This window comes from Terriglobus sp. TAA 43, assembly GCF_000800015.1.
Classification (GTDB): Bacteria; Acidobacteriota; Terriglobia; order Terriglobales; family Acidobacteriaceae; genus Terriglobus.
In genome coordinates, this window is record NZ_JUGR01000003.1 from 256,910 (window position 1) to 275,854 (window position 18,945).

Sequence of the window (18,945 nt, forward strand, 5' to 3'; positions counted from 1 at the left end):
ATCACGCCTCGGATGAAGCTTCTGGAAGACAGATCACACATCTAGCTCCTACCTTTACGTGATCGTCAAAGCAGATCGTTCCCCCGATGCGTTCAATTACTAGCTTCGACACCGAAAGTCCTAGCCCTGTGCCTGTGTGCGCAACACTATTTCTTGCGTTACTGGTGAAGAAACGATCAAACACGCGTTCGTATTCTCCATCGGCAATACCAGGCCCTCTGTCTTCGATAGAGATTTGAATGGCTTGAGGACCGACGTCGTTCAGGGTATAGCCAATACAAAGCAATTGATCACGCGGTGAAAACTTGATTGCATTGTGGATCACATTCATCAATGCAATCCGAAGCAAGCCACGATCCGCTCTTACGCGTCTCATGCCAATAGCCTCGTTGTCCTGAAGAACAGCAAGGCCTTTTTCTTCAATAAGAACCTCGAGTAGATTCACAACCTCATCTACTAGGGATTTCAATGGCCATGCTTCCGGCTCTTGCCCACCTCGTGTGGTCTCGGCACGAGCAAGAAGGAGAAGGGCGTCGACCGTCTCACTCAGCCGCGAGGTCTCTTCCAGAATGCTGCTCAACGCTTCTTTGCACGCTGTATCTCCTGACTCATCTTCAAGCGCTACCTCACCGATAGTTCGCAATGCGGCAATGGGCGTTCGCAACTCGTGGGCCGCGTCAGCAGTGAATCGCTGCAACTGTTCAAACGATTGCTCCAGACGATCCAGAAGATGATTAAAAACGAGGGCGAGCTGTCCCAATTCGTCTTGTGGATTCGCAACTTCCAGACGGTCATGCAAGTTCTTCGCTGTAATGCCTTCTGCGCGTGCAGCCATCTGTTCCACTGGTCGCAGGGCGCGTCTCGCAATAACCTGCCCTGCCGCTCCCGCTATCAATAGGGCAATCGGAACCGCAATCAGCAGAACTACGAGGAACTGAACCATGCGCGCTCGAAGAGGAGCCAGACTGTATGCCAGACGGATCAGAAGCTGTTGACCATTCATGCCGTGGATATGGCTGATCAAAAGTACGTGCGTACCATCTTCAAGACGAAGCAGACGTTCATTGAAATCAGTATCGCCTTCTCCAGGACGAGCAGCCCCTCCCAGGCTCATGCTTCCAAGCGTGGGGCTGCGATACAGCACCTTTCCGCTACTATCGCGGACCTCCATCAGTCGATCCACCAGTAAGCGCGACTGAGGCCGCGAATAGTAATCCTGACGGAGTTGTAACGCACCAGCTTGATCGAAGTAGAGAAGACCTTCGGCAGTTACAACGTCCTGAATTTCATCATGGACAATTTGCTTGGTGAGAACAGCGTATTGAAAGGCAAAGACAAGCGCTGCGTATACAACGAGGAGCACTGCCAGAACACCGACATACCAGAACGTCAGCCTGGTTCGAAGGTTAGATGGCGACCATCGCATCAGGGCAACGGCTCCCGAAGGCTGAATCCCAGTCCACGAATTGTCTGCAGAAGCTTAATGGAAAATGGATCGTCCACTTTACGGCGCAACCGCGCAATCTGCACATCGATCACGTTATCGATTGGTGTAAAGCGTGACATCTCTCTCCATACATCCCGGGCGAGCATTTCCCGCGACACCGTGCGTCCTCGGTTCTCCGCGAGATATAGCAATAGATCGAATTCTCGCGCAGTGAGATCAAGCACGTCTCCGCCACGCGATGCAGTCCTAGCTTTGCGATCCAGGCAAAGATCTCCTACGGAAAGAGTAGAGGTCTCTTTAGATGGAAGAAACCGTCGCAGTAAAGCATCAATACGCGCGAGTAGTTCTGGAAAAGAAAATGGCTTTCCAAGATAATCGTCTGCGCCAGTATTCAAACCAGCTACGCGATCCTCAACGGTATTATGCGATGTCAGGATTAAGACTCGCAGGTCGATTCCATCTTTGCGTAGTTGACGCAAGATGTCCAAGCCGTTACGTTGCGGTAGCGTCAGGTCCAGAAGAAGCAAATCCGGATGCTCGCTATGGACAAGGAAAAACCCTTCCTCTGCAGACCCAGCTGCAATGACCTCATAGCCAGCCGCTTGAATACCCGTTACAAGGGCGTCTGACATCTTCCGATCGTCTTCAATAATCAGGATTTTTGAAGATGTCTGCGTCATTCCCAGCCCCCACTCCCACATCATTTCGCAACGGGGAACAGGGACACAAGTGCCATTTTGAAATGTCAGAAAGTTGTCAGGCTTTGTAAGGGTAGATAGTGGTCCACTCCGGTTGAGCACATCTGCTCCGGAGCGTACGCGTCCATGCGCCAAATCTCCACGACTTTGGTTCTCCACCCGCCCGGAGTGGTCGCCGTCCTATTTGCATCTCGCGGAGGCTGGTAACGACAGATGTCCTTCCGAAATTTACTCGCAACGAGTTGCCTCATTTTTCTGCCAATCCCCATATGGGCACAAACTACAGCTACGCCCTCCTCACAGAGCACGTTGAGCCTCGCGAAGGCAGAAAGCATCGCGGTAGCCAATCAGCCTCGCCTGCTTGCCGCGCAACTCCGCGCACGGGCTGCCTCGCAGCGCATCCGTGAGGCCCACTCCGGGCTTCTGCCTACGGTTGCTTTCAGTGCGACCGGAGCACTGGTTGCAGACACTGGGAGTTCCATTGCGGTTGGCAATATCACCACGTCCGCGGTATCAGACCGCTTTGCATACGGCGGAAGTCTTTCTCAACTCGTCACCGATTTTGGCCGGACGAGCGCATTGGTCCGTTCGACGCGCTATCAATCTGCGGCGCAGGGTGACCTGGCAACCTTGACGCGTGCACAGGTCCGACTCAACGTTCGCGAGGCTTACTATGGCGTGCTCGGTGCGGAGGCTGTGCTTCGAGCCGCTCAGGCCGCACAGCAGAACCGGCACCTTATCTCTCGGCAACTAGAAGCACTCGCACAGAGTGAACTTCGTTCCACACTGGACGTGAACTTTGCGAAGGTATTGGAGAGCGAAGCAGAACTGGCTGTAGTTCGTGCCCAAAGCACGGTTTCTCAAGAACGTTCCCGCCTGGCGACTGCCATGGGAGAACCTCAGACAGTTAGTGCTTCGCTAAGCGAACCAACTGCTCCAGATGCTCTCCCCGGAGCACCAGAAGACTTGCTGCAACAGGCCACAGCACAACGCGCAGATCTGAGCGCGGCACACGCGGAGCAGCTCGCGGCGGAGCAATTCGCGCAATCAGAAAAGCGGCTCAGCTATCCAACTCTGAATGTCCTGGGAGCCGCAGGACAAGTTCCCTATCACGACCACACATTGCATGACAGTTATGCTGCAGCTGGCTTCAACCTCAATATTCCTGTCTTCAATGGTGGTCTCTTCGCAGCTCGACATGCCGAAGCTCAACTAGAAGCCACCGCTCGTGCTCGTGATGCAGAGGCATTGCGACTACAGGTGAATGAACAGGTGCAGGATGCGTGGTATCGCGCCGACGAAGCCTATCGCAGCCTCGATGTAACAGCCCGCCTTGTTCAGCAGAGCAAGGAAGCATTGCGGCTGGCGCAGGACCGATATGACGCGGGACTGGGCAGCATCGTCGAGTTGAACGAAGCACAACTGAATGAGACTTCCGCTGAAATCAGTGCCGCCGATGCGACCTATACCTATCTGTCGCGGCATGCCGAACTTGATTTCGCAGCGGGACTCCTGAACTAAGAGGGCGACTATCGTGAGAAACAAAACTGGCTTGATTGTGGCTGCCTTAACCACGCTCGCAACAGTGCAGGGTTGTAAATCGGCACCTGCACCGGCAGCAGTAACGCCAACAGTTCCGGTGGCCATCGCTGCTCCCGCCAGCCTGGAAAACAACCTCGTCCTCTCCGCAGAGTTTCGCCCGTTTCAGGAAGTGGATGTGATGGCCAAGATCGCGGGTTACGTAAGAGCGATCAACGTTGATATAGGAAGCCATGTTGCGCAGAACGCCGTCCTTGCCACGCTGGAAGTGCCTGAAATTCAGGATGACGTTGCTAAGGCAAAGGCAGGTGTATCTGCAGCCGACGCAAACATCATCACTGCGCAAGCAGCGGTGCAACGCGCGGAGGCAAACTCAAATCTCGCAACGTTGTCCTTCAAACGCATCAGTGATGTTGCCAAGCGCGACCAAGGCTTGGTACCGAGGCAGGAGATCGACGTAGCGCAGGCGAAACAGCTTGAGGCCGCGGCGCAACTTGCCAGCGCAAACTCCAGCTTGAAAGCAGCAGAACAAAGCAAGGCACAAGCGCACTCAGAATATTCGCGAGCGCAAGCCATGCTGCAATACGCGACCATTCGTGCCCCCTTCGCGGGAGTTGTTACCAAGCGCTACGCCAATACTGGCTCCATGATTCAGGCCGGTATCTCTTCACAGACGCAGGCCATGCCTGTTGTTCGGCTTGCACAAAACAATCTGCTGCGGCTCGTTCTTCCCGTTCCTGTCAATGCCGTTTCAGAGATTCGGAACGGGCAGACGGTAGACGTCGAAGTCACAAGCACGGGCCGCAAGTTGCAAGGGAAAGTCACTCGCTACGCGGACTCGGTACAGACAGCCACACGAACCATGGATACCGAAGTGGATGTACCCAACGCCGATGGTTCCTTAGTTCCAGGCATGTATGCAGAGGTTCATCTTCATCTGGCAAACCGTCCGGCTGCATTAAGTGTGCCACTGGATGCGGTGGATGGATTAGGAACCAGCGTGCAACAGGCTTACGTTGTTCGCGACGGTATCGTGCATCTCGTCGTGGTTCAAGTTGGATTGCAGACGGCCAATCGTGTGGAGATCCTTTCCGGACTCGATAAAGGCGACAAAGTCATCGTAGGACGGCACACAGGCATTTCCGATGGTCAGCGCGTGGACGCACAGCCCGCTGCTTACGAAACCAAGGGCAGCTAAAAGAGAGGCGAACGAAAGCCGATGTCATCCTTTTCCATTCGCAATCCGTACCTCATCGTAGTGCTGTGTCTTGTGATGATGATCCTTGGCGCCGTCAGCATTGGCGACATGCCTGTGGACATGTTTCCAGCTGTCAATCTGCCAGTAGTGGCTGTGGCTACCTTTTATTCCGGCATGCCACCGCAGCAGATTGAAGCGAACATTACCTATCACCTTGAACGTCAGTTCACACTTGCTTCAGGCATCGACCACATGGAGTCGCGTTCCCTTCCCGGCGTGTCTCTCATTAAGGTGTACTTCCGTGCAGGCACAGATCCCGACGCTGACGCAGCCAGCATCTCCTCACTTGCCAGCAGCGATCTTCGTGACATGCCTCCGGGCACATATCCCCCTATCGTGTTAAAGCAGGATGCCGCCAGCACACCTGTTGCGTTGGTTACGCTCAGCGGCTCCGGACTGAATGAGAGCAAGCTCAAAGACGTCGGACAGAACTTTGTCCGTAACCAGTTGGCGAGCGTTGCCGGCGCGTCTGTTACGCAGCCATTTGGCGGACGTTGGCGGCAGATCATGCTGTATGCCGATCCATACAAATTGGAAGCAAATCAGCTCAGCCCAATGGATGTAGTTCGGTCTGTTAACGAATCCAACGTCATTCTCCCCGCTGGCGATGTACAAATCGGACGCTACGACTACAACATCTACACCAACTCCATGCTGAAGGGCGCATCAGACATCGCCCAGGTTCCGCTGAAGATGGTGGGGCAAGCACCTGTTCGCGTAGGCGATGTGGCAACGCCACAGGATTCCTTCGGCTTGCAATACAACATCGTTCGCGTAAATGGGCAGCGCGGCGTCTATCTTCCCATCTTCAAGCAAGGTGGCGACTCCAACACGATTGCCATCGTCAACGGCGTGAACGACACGCTGAAGAAGCTCGTCGATGTTCCTGCTTCTCTGAAGACAGATGTTGAGTTTGATCAGTCTCGCTTTGTGAAAACGGCGATCGAAACGCTGGTTCACGAAGGCGGGGTCGGACTGTTCCTTACCTGCTTGATGATTCTCATCTTTCTTGGAAGTCTTCGGGCAACCATCGCCGTCTTCTTCTCAATTCCACTGTCATTGCTGACAACCTTCTTTGTGTTGAAGATGACTGGAAGCTCCATCAATAGCATGGTGCTTGGCGGCCTTGCGCTTGCTCTCTCACGGCTGATTGATAACTCTGTTGTCGTTCTGGAAAATATCTTCCGCCATCTTGAAGAAGGTGAATTACCTGAAGTTGCTGCGGAGAATGGCGGCAAGGAAGTTGCTCTTCCCGTGCTAGCCGGAACGCTCACCACGGTCGTCGTCTTCTTCCCTGTCACCATGCTGTACGGTGTCAGCAGGTTTCTCTTCTCTGCGCTGGCTCTTGCAGTTGTCATCTCACTTTTTGCTTCCTATTTCGTAGCGTTGACCGTGGTTCCTCTCTTTTGTGCACGCTTCATCAAGAGCCCGCATGGTGAGGTTGTTCACGAATCATCAGAGTTCGAAGCGGAAATTACCCCCGATGAAAAGAGCACGCATCACGGTCTGTGGGCACGCTTCAATGCTGCTTTTGCGCGTGGATTCGATTCCCTTTTGCATGGATATGATCGGCTTGTCGAACGTGTTCTGCAACGTCCATGGCAAATCATGGGAGCTGCCGGCCTCTTGCTGGTTGTATCTCTCTGCCTCTTCCCGCTCATGGGACTCTCATTCTTCCCGCGCACGGATGCAGGCCAGTTCGTCATTAGCTTTAAGGCACCTTCCGGCACGAAACTGGAAGCGACTGAAGAAGAAGCGGCGCGAATCGAGGCAATCGTTCGACGTATTGTGTCGAAACATGATCTCGGTATGGTCGTCACCAACATAGGTGTCGACCCTGGCTTTTCTGCTCTCTTCTCTCCCAACGCGGCCATGCATACGGGCTTCACGCAAGTCGCTCTTGCTGACAGCCACAAAGTCAGCAGCTTCCGCTATATCGACGAAGTGAAGGCAGCCGTTGCCAAGGAAATCCCCGAAGTTCAGACGTTCTATTCTTCGGGAAGCCTGGTGGATGGTGTGCTGAATATGGGATCTCCTGCGCCCATCGACGTCCGCATTACCGGTAACGATGTAACCGCAGATTTTGGAGTCGCGCAGAAACTCGCATCACAGATTCGTCGGGTGCACGGCGTTGCCGACGTATATATCCCGCAGGACATCGACTATCCCTCACTCCGTATCTCTGTGGATCGCACACGAGCCAGCCAGCTTGGCCTGACGGAGAAGGAGGTTGTCTCCAACATCATTACTGCGCTCACGTCGAACCAGATGATCGCACCCTCTATCTGGATTGATCCCAACAGCGGCAACAACTACTTCCTAACCGTCATGTACAAGGAAGGCCAGATCAAATCGCTGGAAGATCTGAAAGCCATTCCTCTACATGGCACCAACATCACTCAACCCACGCGCCTTGATATGGTCGCCAAAATTGAGCAGTTCAACGCTCCCACAGAGATGGATCACACACAGATTCGTCGCAATCTGGACATCTATGTACGCCCGCAAGAAGAAGACCTTGGGAAGATCACGGCCGCAATTCAGAAGATCGTTGACGAGGCGAATCCTCCTCGCGGAATTAACGTGACGCTTGCAGGTAGCGTGACATCGATGAATGCGTCCTTCCGCAGCTTTGCCATCGGTCTAACGCTTTCTGTTATTCTGCTCTATCTGATTCTCGTTGCGCAGTTCCGGTCGTTCCTTGATCCCTTCATCATCCTGCTAGCATTGCCTCCGGGAATCACGGGTGTCATTCTGGCTCTGCTGCTCTGGGGTACCACGCTGAATGTCATGTCGTTGATGGGCGTCGTTATGCTTGCTGGTATCGCACTCTCGAACAGCATTCTGATCGTGGAATTTGCACATCACTTACGTTCGCAGGGGATGCAAGTCAAAAAAGCCATCACGCTCTCCTGCCGGGTGCGTCTTCGTCCCATTCTGATGACGTCTCTCGCCACGCTTATTGGACTTCTACCCATGGCGCTGAAGCTGGGCGAAGGCAGCGAATCCTATGCACCGCTCGCTCAGGCGCTCATCGGAGGATTGACACTCTCCGTATTGCTAACGATTTTCCTGGTGCCTGCTGGTTTTTATCTGGCCTATGGACGCGCGGACTCAGCAAAACACGCATAGGCCGTCAACAAGCAACTGGCTTCCGTATAGAAGCGGAAGCCAGTGCAGCTCTGTCGTCCAAAGAGATCGTTCAACTCGCCCTTCAGCGATTGGTAACGCGGTATGCAACAATTGCCAACTTGTCGTTGGATTCACCGTGGAGATGGTGGCCACGGAGCAGCAGTTCAAAGCTACGAAGGTTTTGTTTCTTCACGATGACCTGCAATTCCTGAGGCAGTTCGTCCCCCATTAGAAAACGTGCCGCTGCCTCATTCGCCGGGACGTCAGAACCAACGATAGTAAGTACATAACCACTATCAGTGAAGTTTGGGGTCAGCGTCACGTCCGCATAGTTGGTGCTCTCGACCTCTCCTTCCACCGGTGCATAGTCCGTCAGTTCACCCTTCGCCGGATTTACGTTGTGGAATGCATAGTTTTTCCCGGCGGGCCTACCTGTGTATTGAAAGTTGCTCCTGGCGGCGAAGAGTGAGACCCATGGATCGCTGCGCTGATTACCGATAAGGATGTAGCTTCCCTGCCCAAAGTCGCGGATGTGGAGGTCGCGAGCATAACGCAGTTCTCCCTGCAAACCAGCGCGGGTCAATGCTTGCAGAAAGTCGCTACCGACCGACGCCTCATCAAGTGTGGTGGTGCGGACACGCCCCAGAAGCGTAAGAAGCTGACGGAACTGATCATCCCCGGCTTGCAATGCCAGGTCGTCACGGCTCGTGCTTTGGGTGTAGGTCTCCACTGGAATTTCTGTGTAGAACGTTTTTTGAATCAGCAAGAGCGACGTATCAGGCAGGACGACCGATACTTTGCCTCCCTTGGCAAGATACGGAAACATCCTGACCACAATCGAGGAGTCCGCAGCCGCCATAGTTCGTCGTGATCGCAACCAGAATAAAGACGTAGCAACGACACACAACACAAGTGCGATAACGGTACCCCAACGCCATGAAACACGACGGCGTTCAGGAGTCGCTGAAGGCGCTTCGGCAAGTACCGATTCCGCAAGGGGTGGTGTGACCAAAGAAGGTAGAAGCTCTTCTTCGGCTGTGGCGGCTTCTTCAAAAACCGTCCGGTAACTGCCGCGCGGCAGGGTCAGCCGTAGAGGTTCGGAGGCACCCTCCCCCTCAAAGTAGCTCTGCAGCTTTTGCCGAAGATGCCCCATCTGCACACGGACGATAGTGTCGTACGCGGGATCAAAGTCATCTTTGCGGCCCAACACTCGCTGCGCAATATCCTGCTCGCGGATGACAGAATCAGGGTCCAGCAGACTGGTTTCTGTGACGAAGAGAAGGATTTTTTGCAGATGCGTGGCACGCCGCATGGTGCGGCTGCGCACGATGCGTTGCACCAGTTGCCACCGGGCATCGTCTGCCAGACGGCGTGCCGCTTCCTCCTCGACGTCGATAGCTTCCGTCTGCATCTTTAAAAACCGCCGATTTTCCACGCCCTACGCAAATCGTTCACGTGAATGGACAACTTTATACGGTTAATTGTCTTGTTCATGCAAGCGACACACCGGAAGACTGTCTCTCATTCCACCCACCAAGAGTGGAACCAACGAGGACCGACCCCGGATGCAACGAAGAAAATTCTTGAAAACTGCCGCTGCTGCTGCCGTGGCCATGCGTGCTGCAAACTTGATGGCGCAAGCCTCCACAATGCGCCCTTTACTGCTGCGCAGCGGATGGCAGGCGGTAAACATAGGCGACATTGGCCACACGCCGGGCGCCATTGAGATCGTGCAACGTTACTGTCCGGGACGGCCCATCATTCTGTGGCCGAGTCGGGGAGGTCTGGACCTTGGAGCGGGCGATTTCTTGAGGCGTAACTTTCCTTCCCTGCGCATCGTTGAAGGCTCCGTCCACGACGGTAAGCCAGATACTCCTGAACTAGCGGCAGCGTGGCAGGAGTCTGGATTCCTGCTGCACAGTTCAGGATCAGGTTTCCCGGCGTGGCGTGACGTACAGGCCTGGAGCAGGGGCACCGGCAAGCCATATGGCGTGTTTCCGGTGAGCACGGACCCAAGCCCACAGGGTGTTCCCGGGCCATGGCTTGAGGGCGGCACATTGTCCGAGTCACGCGCCGCCAGCCTCTCCTATCCACCTGGGTCTATCGCCCAGGACTTCCGCCAGGTGATTGAACAGAGCAAGTTCATGTTCACACGCGACACCATCTCGCTCGGATACCTGAGAGCGCAGGGAGTCCATCCGCCCCTACTGGAGATGGGCCCGGACACGCAGTTCGGCATGACATTGAAAGATACCGCCCGTGGCGACGCATATATGAAGGCAAATGGACTGCAGCCACATAAGTTCATATGCGCCATCCCACGGCTCCGTTACACCATCAACCCCAAAACAGGACAGGCACCCAACGAAGTAAGAGCAAAGATCAATTCTGAGCATGTTCAGCACGACATGGAGATGTTGCTGGATGTCATCGTTCGTTACGTTCGGGCCACCGGAAACAAGGTGCTGGTATGCGCGGAGATGACCTATCAGATTGCCTTGGGCAAGGAATATCTAGTTGACCGGTTTCCAGCAGAGCTAAAAGACAAGTTGGTATTTCGGGACACGTTCTGGATGCCGGACGAGGCCGCTGCTATCTATGCGCAGGCATCAGCCGTCGTTGGATTTGAATGCCACTCACCCATCATCGCGTTGGTTCAGGGCACACCGGCGTTCTACATCCGGCAGCCAACAGACACATGTAAGGGGCAGATGTATCCCGATCTTGGTGCGGGAGCATGGCAGTTCGAAGCGGACAAGACAAGCGCTGACGAGCTGTGGCGCGTGTTGCAGGGCATCCTTGCGAATCCCGTAGCAGCCCGCCGCAAAGCACTCTCCGTGTTGGACACCGTGCATGCAAAGCAAGCGGTCATGGGTAAGGCGCTGCAGACTGCACTGACTGCGATGGATGCCGGCACACCGAAGCAGTCGTAGCGCCCGTAAGAGGACGCACGACGCGATACATATTTGGCCCACAGACATGGGCAAAAGGAGAACAGACGCAATGAACACTTTCAGGTCGCATAAGACCGCTATGTCGCTTCTGGCGTTAGCCGCCGTAAGTATGCCGTATGCCGCAGACGCACAGTTGGTACGCGGGACCATCGCTGGCACCGTCACCGATTCTGCCGGATCACGCATTGCAGGGGCAAAGGTTCACATCACCAACCAGAGCAATGGCATTGGACAGGACATAATCACAAGCGATAACGGGTCTTACACCTCTAGCCCTCTGGAGGCAGGGCACTACAAGGTGGAAGTTTCCAAGGATGGCTTCTCCACACTCATAAGCAGCGATATTGTTCTGGATGCTGCAGCACATGTCACGCAGGATGCAGCTTTGACGGTTGGAGCAACCACTGAAACCGTCACCGTCTCCGCATTGCCACCTGCTCTGAATACGACAGATGCAACGATCGGCAATACGATCGACAGCCGTGCGTCACAACAGTTACCAGTGAACGGACGCAGCGCTCTAGCATTGGCCACGCTGGTGCCCGGCGTCGTCTCTAATTTGGGCGCAGTGAGCGAAGGCTTTGCAAATCGTGGAACGTCAGTCTCAGCTATTCGCATTTCTGGCGGAGTCACGGGGCAGAACAGCAACCTGTTGGATGGCATTAACAACGTCAACTCACACACCAGCGAGATTGGCGTGAATGTGAAGTCTGACGCGATTCAGGAATTCCGCATTATGGCTGGCGTGATTCCCGCCCAGTTTGGCTACACGTCCGGCGGTGTGATCAACGTAGTGACACGCTCCGGTGGTAACCAGTTTCACGGCAGCCTGTATGAGTTCTTCCGCAACGATGCACTCGATGCAAACGTTGCATTCCCCCGTTCCCCCTTCGGCAAGCCTAAGGTACGGTTCAACAACTACGGCGGTACCGTAGGCGGACCTATCATCAAACAAAAACTGTTCTTCTTCACAAACCTGGAAGCCTACCACTACATAAGCGAAACACCTGCGTACACATCAGTACCGACAGCGCAGGAATACAACGGCGACTTCAGCGATTTGGGAGTGCGTAACTCCAGCAGCGCATGCACCACGGTGCCGATTTACGATCCGAACACGGCAACCACGACAGGGTCGCGCAGACAGTACCCCGGTAACAAAGTCACTAACCTTGATCCTGTTGCCGTTGCGTTCTCCAAAATGTTTTACCCGCAGGCAAACAATACAAGCGGCACCTACGACTCCTGCACGCACGCGAACAACTACATCAACAGGCCGCGCGGTGTGAGCACCGAAAAACTGATCCTGGGTCGTCTGGACTACCAGATAAGCGACAAAGACAATATGGTCGCTCGCTATGCCCTGTATGACAACACTGGCAATAATCCCGGGGGCTACAGCTCTTACTTCAATCGCAATGACGAATCGCAAACACAGAATGCGTTGCTGACAGAAACACATGTGTTTTCTTCGAATCTGATCAATGAAGCGCGGATCGGCATTATCCGCAATGGATTTCCTTTCCAATCTGCAACGGCGGGACAGAACATCTCAGGCAAGATTGGCTTGCCAGACCCCACCCCACTGATTGGGCCTGTGATGAGCAATGGCCTGGCAACATTCAACACCACGTACGGATTCCGAACGAATACGGGACTGGATTTAGTGGATGACGTTACGTTGATTCGCGGAAACCACGTGTTCCATCTGGGCGTGAGCTTCCGCTGGACAGAGGCATTCAACTATCAGTTGAACGGTGGGGATTCATTCACATTCACCGCCACGCAAACCGCTGCAGGCAATAACACCACAACAACCACTGGCACCGGCAGTGCCTTCGCCAGCTTTCTTGCGGGCGCTGTATCCACAGCTTCAGACAATTCAGCCGCGGGTATTGCGATGCGCAAGATCAACTATGCGGGCTATGTGCAGGACGATTGGAAAGCAGGCCGCAGACTCACCATCAACGCTGGTCTTCGTTATGACTTTGGACCGCAGGCAAAGGAAAAAAAGAACGGCCTGAGCAATGTGGACATCACTAAGCCAAATGGTTCCAACTCTGCGCTTATGGGATTGGTGGAATATGCGGGCCACGGTTACGGCACGAATTTCGCGAATGAAAACTTCAACGACTGGGGACCGCGTCTTGGCTTCGTGCTGCTGCTGACGAACGATAACAAGACAGTGCTGCGGGGTGGTGCTGCCATCTACTACACGCCGAATGCGGGTCTGGACTACACAGAAGCAGCAGGTAACATCAATGGATTCGCCAGCCAGGCCACTTCGTACAGCGCCGCGACGAAGACGGGGCCTGCGTTCCAGCTTTCTGGTGGTCTACCCTACGCACCAAACCAGGTGCTCGGTGCGGCCGGTGGCCAGACAGCGTTCCTGGGCAATGCAGTGTACGTGGTGCAGCCCACTGCAAAAGACCCCTCGTCGCAGCAGTACACGCTTTCCGTATCGCGTGAGCTTCCATTTGACACCGTTCTCGAAGCGACCTACCTGGGCAATGCGGGACGGCACTTTCCATACAGTTACACCATTAACCAGAACACGCTTGATCCGAAGTATTTCAGCCTGGGGACGAGCTACCTGAACACCAGCGTAACGAATCCATATGCTGGCATGGTGCCGGGAGCGCTCGGCGCATCCACCATCACGCGGGCAAACCTGCTCAAGCCATTCCCGTATTACAGTGGCGTTTATCAGAGCTATGCACGCACACAGTCCTACAATGGCAACTTTCTATATCTCACCGCAACGCGCCGTGCCACAAACGGTCTGCAGATCATCGGTTCTTATACCTACGGCAAACTCCTGGACGTCCCTATCTTCGATCTGCTGTTGAACTCACCGGGAGCAGGAACCAATTCCGTGAACGGTCCACAGAACTGGCGAGACCCATCCGGCGACTACAGCGTGGACGTGCAAGACGTTACGCATCGCGGAACAATCTCAGGCTTGTACGACCTGCCCTTCGGCAAAGGACGGAAGTTTCTTTCCGGCGGTGGACCGCTCAATTATTTTGTGGGCGGATGGCAATTCAACACCATCTTTACCTTTGAAGGTGGACGACCGCTGGTGATCTCTGGAGCAAACAATCAGGGCATTGCAACGCGTCCCAATCTGCTCCCTGGTGCAAAGGTGAAGCTGGATCATCCCACCATCGCCAAGTGGTTCAACACAGCGGCATTCGTCAATCCGGCAGACTACAGCTTCGGCAATATGTCGCGTGCCTATTCACACGCGCGTGGGCCTTCGCAGACAAACTTTGACATGTCCATCTTCAAAACGACGCCCATCACACACGGCGCGCGTCTTGAGTTTCGCATTGAAGCCTATAACGCTCTGAATCACACACAGCTTGGCCAGCCAAACACCACGTTTGTAGCCGGTGCACCAGCTGATCCAAACAATCCAACGGCGGAAGGGGGCGCCAACACCAGCGCGACCTTTGGCACCATCACTTCTGCGTTGTCCGCACGCATTGTGCAACTGGGGGCAAAGATACTTTTCTAAATTCTTCCGAAAGCAAAGGGGCGGCTTTGATAGCCGCCCCCTCACATTTTTCTTGCGATCAACTGCACCGCGAGCTGCACCTTGAATTCTGTGATATCACAGCCATCATCACCGGCCAATTCGACTCTAGATTTAGTAAGCGCCCTTACCTTTGAGGACAGCCGGGATTGTACGAAGAACGATCGATATGTCGAGCCATGCGCTCCACTCGCTGCAGTACTGGACATCGAACTGTACTCGCTGGTCATAGCTCACGTCATTTCGCCCTGAAACTTGCCACAGACCGGTGATTCCAGGAACCAGCAGCTTGTAAAAATGAGCGTTGACACCATAGCGCTCAAGTTCAGCCGATACCACCGGGCGGGGGCCCACAAGTGACATCTCTCCACGCAGCACATTAATCAGTTGCGGCAATTCATCGAGGCTGAACTTACGAAGATACCGACCTACAGGTGTTACGCGTGGATCCCCAGTGTGCTTCTCTTCCTGTCGGCGCTTCATTTGCGCCATCTCGCATTCGTTATAAAGAAGCACCTCGCGAAGATGTTCCTTGGTATGCATCGAGCGAAATTTGAAAATTGTAAACTCGCGCCCGTTTCTCCCGCGCCTGACTTCGCGATAAAACAACGGTCCGGGGGAGCTCAGTCGAACTAAGAGAGCTACTGCCAGAAAGACAGGCAGGACTACCGGCATGAGCAGGAGACAACCGCAAATGTCGAAAGCCCGCTTCACAACTCTGTATGCAAAAGAGGAAGTTTTGACGTTCGCAGAACGAATGAGGTTTAACGGGACTACATGGTCATACTCAAAGGACTCAGTCGAGTGGTTATCGGGACCGAGAGCCAGTTCACGCATATTTGAATAAGTTGTGTTCTTAAGCGATGCACTGCGTTGAAGCATAGAACCCCTTAGCGGGTGGACGGTCGTAAACCAGTTGCGCTCCGTTCGAGGACGCGGGATTGTCTTCCGAAGTCTACTAGCCATTAGTGCTTATTCTACAGGTGGTTACCTACGGGCAAATAGGTAAAACTTTCGTGTCACGAAGAAAGCCTATGCCCGAACCTGATGATATTGAACAGTTTTGTACGAAACGTCAATCGTGAATCCATGCCTTAGAGGCAACCGCACTCCATTCTTCTGATGATAAAGGGGTTAACCAGATAACGGAAGAATGCGAGTTCGCAAGATCGTTTCGGAAATTCAAGCCTTCGGAGACTCAACTCATCGGCGATTTGTCAGCAGACGAAGCCCGTTACCTGATGCCTAAGCCCGCTACGGAGCGCTTACCGCCATCGAACGAACGGGTTCGATCGCAGCGGTTCCAAAGGGCCCGACCTCTCAGCGAGAGTGAGAATCAGAATTCGTCAAAGGTAATCTGCGTGGCGGGAACTCCGAACTCAGACAACATCCGTGTGGTCGCCTTCATCATCATGGGAGGGCCACAAAGATAATACTCAGCGGCTGCCGGGTTCACATGAGACTGCAAAAGCTGTTCTCGAACAACGTCATGGATAAAGCCGCGATGCCCGTCCCATTGCTCCCCTTCCATCAAGGCCGAGAGCGCGGGCTGGAAGGTGAAGTTCGGGTGTTCCTCTTCGAGCTTCCGGAAATAGTCGTCGTAAAACAATTCCTGGCCGGATCGCGCGCCGTACCAAAAGCTAACGCGACGCGATGATTGTTCTGTCTCCAGAAGATGCGAGATGTGAGCATGAATCGGAGCCATTCCTGCTCCACCACCGATGTACACCATCTCACGCAACGTCGGCCTGATATGGAAATCTCCGAACGGCCCTGACGCCGTCACGTGATCGCCTGGCTTGAGGTGAAAGAGGTAGCTGGATCCGACTCCTGGAGGGCACGCCTGCCCGGGAGGTGGAGTAGCAATGCGCACGTTGAATCGTAGGAATTTGTCCATCGCAAGATTGCTGGCAATCGAATAGTTATTCCAACGCGACTCTCCATCACGGTTTGACACAACGTGGTCAAACACGTGTTGCGCATGCCAGACGGCCGCAAAAGGCTCCGGTATGGTGAAGTCAGAAAACCGTACTTCGTCATACCCCGGAATTTCAATTTGCAGATAGTCGCCGGGAGAAAATTCTGCTGGTCTCCAAGGTGCATCGGGCTCAAGGACAAGCTCCTTGATAAACGTCGCGACATTGTCGTTGCTTACCACGCGCAGGCGGAACGTCTTGGAATTATGCGTTCCAACGACTTTATTCGCGTGAAGGTTGATATGAACTAACCCCTCGCGCTCTTCCGCTTCATATGTAGCGACTCCACGGCAGACGGGTGTGCGAGCAGGTGAACCGTCTGCAAGATAAAACCGCCCATTATGTTTGGGACATTCAAGGATGTTTCCTTTAACCAAGCCACCGGAGAGATGGACATTCCCATGCGAGCAGATGCCGTCAAGAACATGTACTGCGCCCGATTCATCGCGACACACCGCGAATGTCTTTCGACCGTGATCAAAGCGAACGACATCATTGGGTAGAACATCCGCGGACGTACACGCGATGACCCATCCGTCACTCGTTGTCTCAGGTTCAGGACATGCGCCCGCCAGTACACTGCGCGAGGCCGCTTGCGGCAGCACACGTTTTACATGGAATGTGGGGTCGCCAATCTGCTTCCACACTGCCGGGACAATCTCTTTCCACGCCGCATAGAGACTGGGGTAGGGCGCAGGGCAATCGTCTTTGATGAGCGCATGCAGACGTGGAAGATTGTGGAACGGCACCAGCGGATACATGTGGTGCTCAATGTGGTAATTCATGTTCCAGTACAGAAAGCGATTGATTGGATTCATGTATACCGTTCTGCAGTTCAAACGGTGATCCAACACATTTTCTGCTAGTCCAGCGTGCTGTGTGACGCTGTAGATCACCATCAGCCATGCACCAAAAAGGTTAGCCAGACCAACCATGAGAATTGGCAGGAATGAATGTTCAACCACAGCGAGTGTCAACACCGCGATGTAGGCCGCAAGATGAACCCTGGCTTTCCAGTACACGGTTGAAAACGCGAATTGCGGGATGAACGTTTTCTCATCGCTGGACATGATCCCGAATGAGTGCCGCACAATCGACACCACATATTTCGGGTACGCACCAAGTGAGACAAATTTCTTGACGATGGCAACCAGGTCAGGGGGCCTCGGAATACTGATCTCCGGATCGCGGCCAACAATAATCGTGTCACTGTGGTGACGCGTATGGCTCCAGCGCCATACCGTAGCTTCGCGAAGCACCATGAAAGATGACACTTCATACAAGACAGTATTCATCCAATCCGTGCGGAACGCCGTGCCATGCCCAGATTCATGCCATCGTGAGTCTGAAGAACCTCCATACAAGGCGGCATATGCAAGGTACGGGAGAATGGCCCACCATGAACCCCACAAACGCCACGTGAGATACGCACAAAAACCGATCAATGCAAACCACAGCAGGGTGTCGCGTATTGCAGGGCCGTCACGCCGCTCCAGCAGTTGTCGCATCGCCTCGCGCGATACCGGGCTTTGATACCAATCGGCCTCCGCCAACCCTTTCTCAATCGCCAGCTTTGAGTTCACGCCCGTGAGACTGTAATCGAGATGCAGTTTCGGCGACGAGATCGTAGAGCTCATACTGCCACACTCTTCCCTGCTCTATCCCACGCCTCACGCGCAAGACTCACAAGACTGTCAGTTTCCGCCGTGCGCGAATATGTCTCCACTCCGCGGACAAGATAGGCGTATGGCGGTGGCCCCAGTTCCGGCTCAAACACAAACACGGCGTTGCTTGGAGCATTGGCTAGCCATATCTCCATCGCGCTTTCCCAAATAGACTGTGTCAGCGCGACAGACTGCGTATCCGCAACAGAGACCTGGATCTGTTGGCCGTTCGATATGCGCCCATGAATCAGCTCCGTTGCCTCGAACAAAGGCCCAAGCGACACGTTGAATCTTGTTATGTCTCCTCCAACGCCTTCCCCCGCGACCAGATAGTGAGATACGTCCAGCGCGATGCGCGTCTCGGGACGCCGTCGTACCAACGCGCATGTCGCATGGAGGTCCTGCGTGATCCTTCCACGATGCGTTTCTAACATCAGGGGTAGATCATATTTCTCAGCCAACGCGTATGCCTCATCCACAAGGCGCTCTTTATCGACATCGTGAAGGTAGGCATGTCCAAGATGAAGATTCATCGCAGTCGCGTTCAATTCGATAGCACGTTCGAAAAAAGGGATCGCTTCGCCAATCGTGGAAGCCCACCCCTGCGCGATGAACTTGAGAGGGAGTGTCCGCAGGATTGCTTTTAGCGGCATCATTCTGTCCTCTCGGAGTCCCGCTTCGAGATACTCGAAGCCTTCCTCACACGAGCGAGCCAACGCATCCTCTATCGAGATTTCGC

At 54.2% G+C, this 18,945-nt stretch carries 11 protein-coding genes; 5 read left to right on the forward strand and 6 right to left on the reverse strand.

Features of this window, described 5'->3' with window-relative positions; translation table 11 throughout:
• Nucleotide 1 precedes the first annotated feature (1 nt).
• Nucleotides 2–1,426 (reverse strand): ATP-binding protein, encoded by a 1,425-nt coding sequence (locus M504_RS18885; protein WP_047497206.1) that lies wholly within the window; start codon nt 1,424–1,426, stop codon nt 2–4.
• Nucleotides 1,426–2,127, reverse strand: coding sequence for a response regulator transcription factor (locus M504_RS18890; RefSeq protein ID WP_047497443.1), 702 nt, complete (start codon nt 2,125–2,127; stop codon nt 1,426–1,428). The genes M504_RS18885 and M504_RS18890 overlap by 1 nt, the downstream gene beginning before the upstream one ends.
• 327 nt (nt 2,128–2,454) lie before the next feature.
• On the opposite strand from M504_RS18890, the gene M504_RS18895 reads away from it, so the two are divergent.
• The 3 genes from M504_RS18895 to M504_RS18905 are packed head-to-tail and all read left to right on the forward strand — an operon-like array spanning nt 2,455 to nt 8,074.
• Nucleotides 2,455–3,666, forward strand: coding sequence for a TolC family protein (locus M504_RS18895; RefSeq protein ID WP_232296364.1), 1,212 nt, complete (start codon nt 2,455–2,457; stop codon nt 3,664–3,666).
• Between the two features lie 13 nt (nt 3,667–3,679).
• Nucleotides 3,680–4,882, forward strand: coding sequence for an efflux RND transporter periplasmic adaptor subunit (locus tag M504_RS18900; RefSeq protein ID WP_232296365.1), 1,203 nt, complete (start codon nt 3,680–3,682; stop codon nt 4,880–4,882).
• A 21-nt stretch (nt 4,883–4,903) separates the two neighbouring features.
• Nucleotides 4,904–8,074, forward strand: a complete 3,171-nt coding sequence (locus tag M504_RS18905; RefSeq protein WP_047497212.1) for an efflux RND transporter permease subunit — start codon at nt 4,904–4,906, stop codon at nt 8,072–8,074.
• Nucleotides 8,075–8,156: 82 nt separating this feature from the next.
• On the opposite strand, the gene M504_RS18910 is transcribed toward M504_RS18905, so the two are convergent.
• The gene (locus tag M504_RS18910; protein ID WP_047497214.1) at nt 8,157–9,485 is read right to left on the reverse strand and encodes a hypothetical protein; all 1,329 of its coding nucleotides are present in this window, start codon (nt 9,483–9,485) and stop codon (nt 8,157–8,159) included.
• Between the two features lie 172 nt (nt 9,486–9,657).
• Between M504_RS18910 and M504_RS18915 the strand changes: the two genes are divergently transcribed.
• The gene (locus M504_RS18915) at nt 9,658–11,007 is read left to right on the forward strand and encodes a polysaccharide pyruvyl transferase family protein (RefSeq protein ID WP_052201055.1); all 1,350 of its coding nucleotides are present in this window, start codon (nt 9,658–9,660) and stop codon (nt 11,005–11,007) included.
• A gap of 70 nt (nt 11,008–11,077) precedes the next feature.
• Nucleotides 11,078–14,548: a carboxypeptidase-like regulatory domain-containing protein gene (locus M504_RS18920; protein WP_198137699.1), complete on the forward strand. Its 3,471-nt coding sequence runs from the start codon at nt 11,078–11,080 to the stop codon at nt 14,546–14,548.
• Between the two features lie 132 nt (nt 14,549–14,680).
• Here the strand turns inward: M504_RS18920 and M504_RS18925 are convergent, their stop codons facing one another.
• The 3 genes from M504_RS18925 to M504_RS21565 all read right to left on the reverse strand — a co-directional run bounded on the left by M504_RS18925 (nt 14,681) and on the right by M504_RS21565 (nt 18,862).
• On the reverse strand, nt 14,681–15,532 hold the full coding sequence (locus M504_RS18925) for a sugar transferase (RefSeq protein WP_084214546.1): 852 nt from the start codon (nt 15,530–15,532) through the stop codon (nt 14,681–14,683).
• A gap of 370 nt (nt 15,533–15,902) precedes the next feature.
• Nucleotides 15,903–18,179, reverse strand: coding sequence for an NADH:ubiquinone reductase (Na(+)-transporting) subunit F (gene nqrF, locus M504_RS18930; protein ID WP_047497217.1), 2,277 nt, complete (start codon nt 18,177–18,179; stop codon nt 15,903–15,905).
• Nucleotides 18,176–18,862, reverse strand: a complete 687-nt coding sequence (locus M504_RS21565; RefSeq protein ID WP_198137701.1) for a hypothetical protein — start codon at nt 18,860–18,862, stop codon at nt 18,176–18,178. Before M504_RS21565 ends, nqrF begins: the two co-directional genes overlap by 4 nt.
• Between the last annotated feature and the right edge of the window lie 83 nt (nt 18,863–18,945).

Bases quoted from the DNA above. Each gene is read 5' to 3' on its own strand.
- M504_RS18885 (WP_047497206.1), bottom strand. From the start codon at position 1,426: ATGCGATGGTCGCCATCTAACCTTCGAACCAGGCTGACGTTCTGGTAT.
- M504_RS18890 (WP_047497443.1), bottom strand. From the start codon at position 2,127: ATGACGCAGACATCTTCAAAAATCCTGATTATTGAAGACGATCGGAAG.
- M504_RS18905 (WP_047497212.1), top strand. From the start codon at position 4,904: ATGTCATCCTTTTCCATTCGCAATCCGTACCTCATCGTAGTGCTGTGT.
- M504_RS18910 (WP_047497214.1), bottom strand. From the start codon at position 9,485: ATGCAGACGGAAGCTATCGACGTCGAGGAGGAAGCGGCACGCCGTCTG.
- M504_RS18920 (WP_198137699.1), top strand. From the start codon at position 11,078: ATGAACACTTTCAGGTCGCATAAGACCGCTATGTCGCTTCTGGCGTTA.
- M504_RS18925 (WP_084214546.1), bottom strand. From the start codon at position 15,532: ATGGCTAGTAGACTTCGGAAGACAATCCCGCGTCCTCGAACGGAGCGC.
- nqrF (WP_047497217.1), bottom strand. From the start codon at position 18,179: ATGAGCTCTACGATCTCGTCGCCGAAACTGCATCTCGATTACAGTCTC.
- M504_RS21565 (WP_198137701.1), bottom strand. From the start codon at position 18,862: ATGATGCCGCTAAAAGCAATCCTGCGGACACTCCCTCTCAAGTTCATC.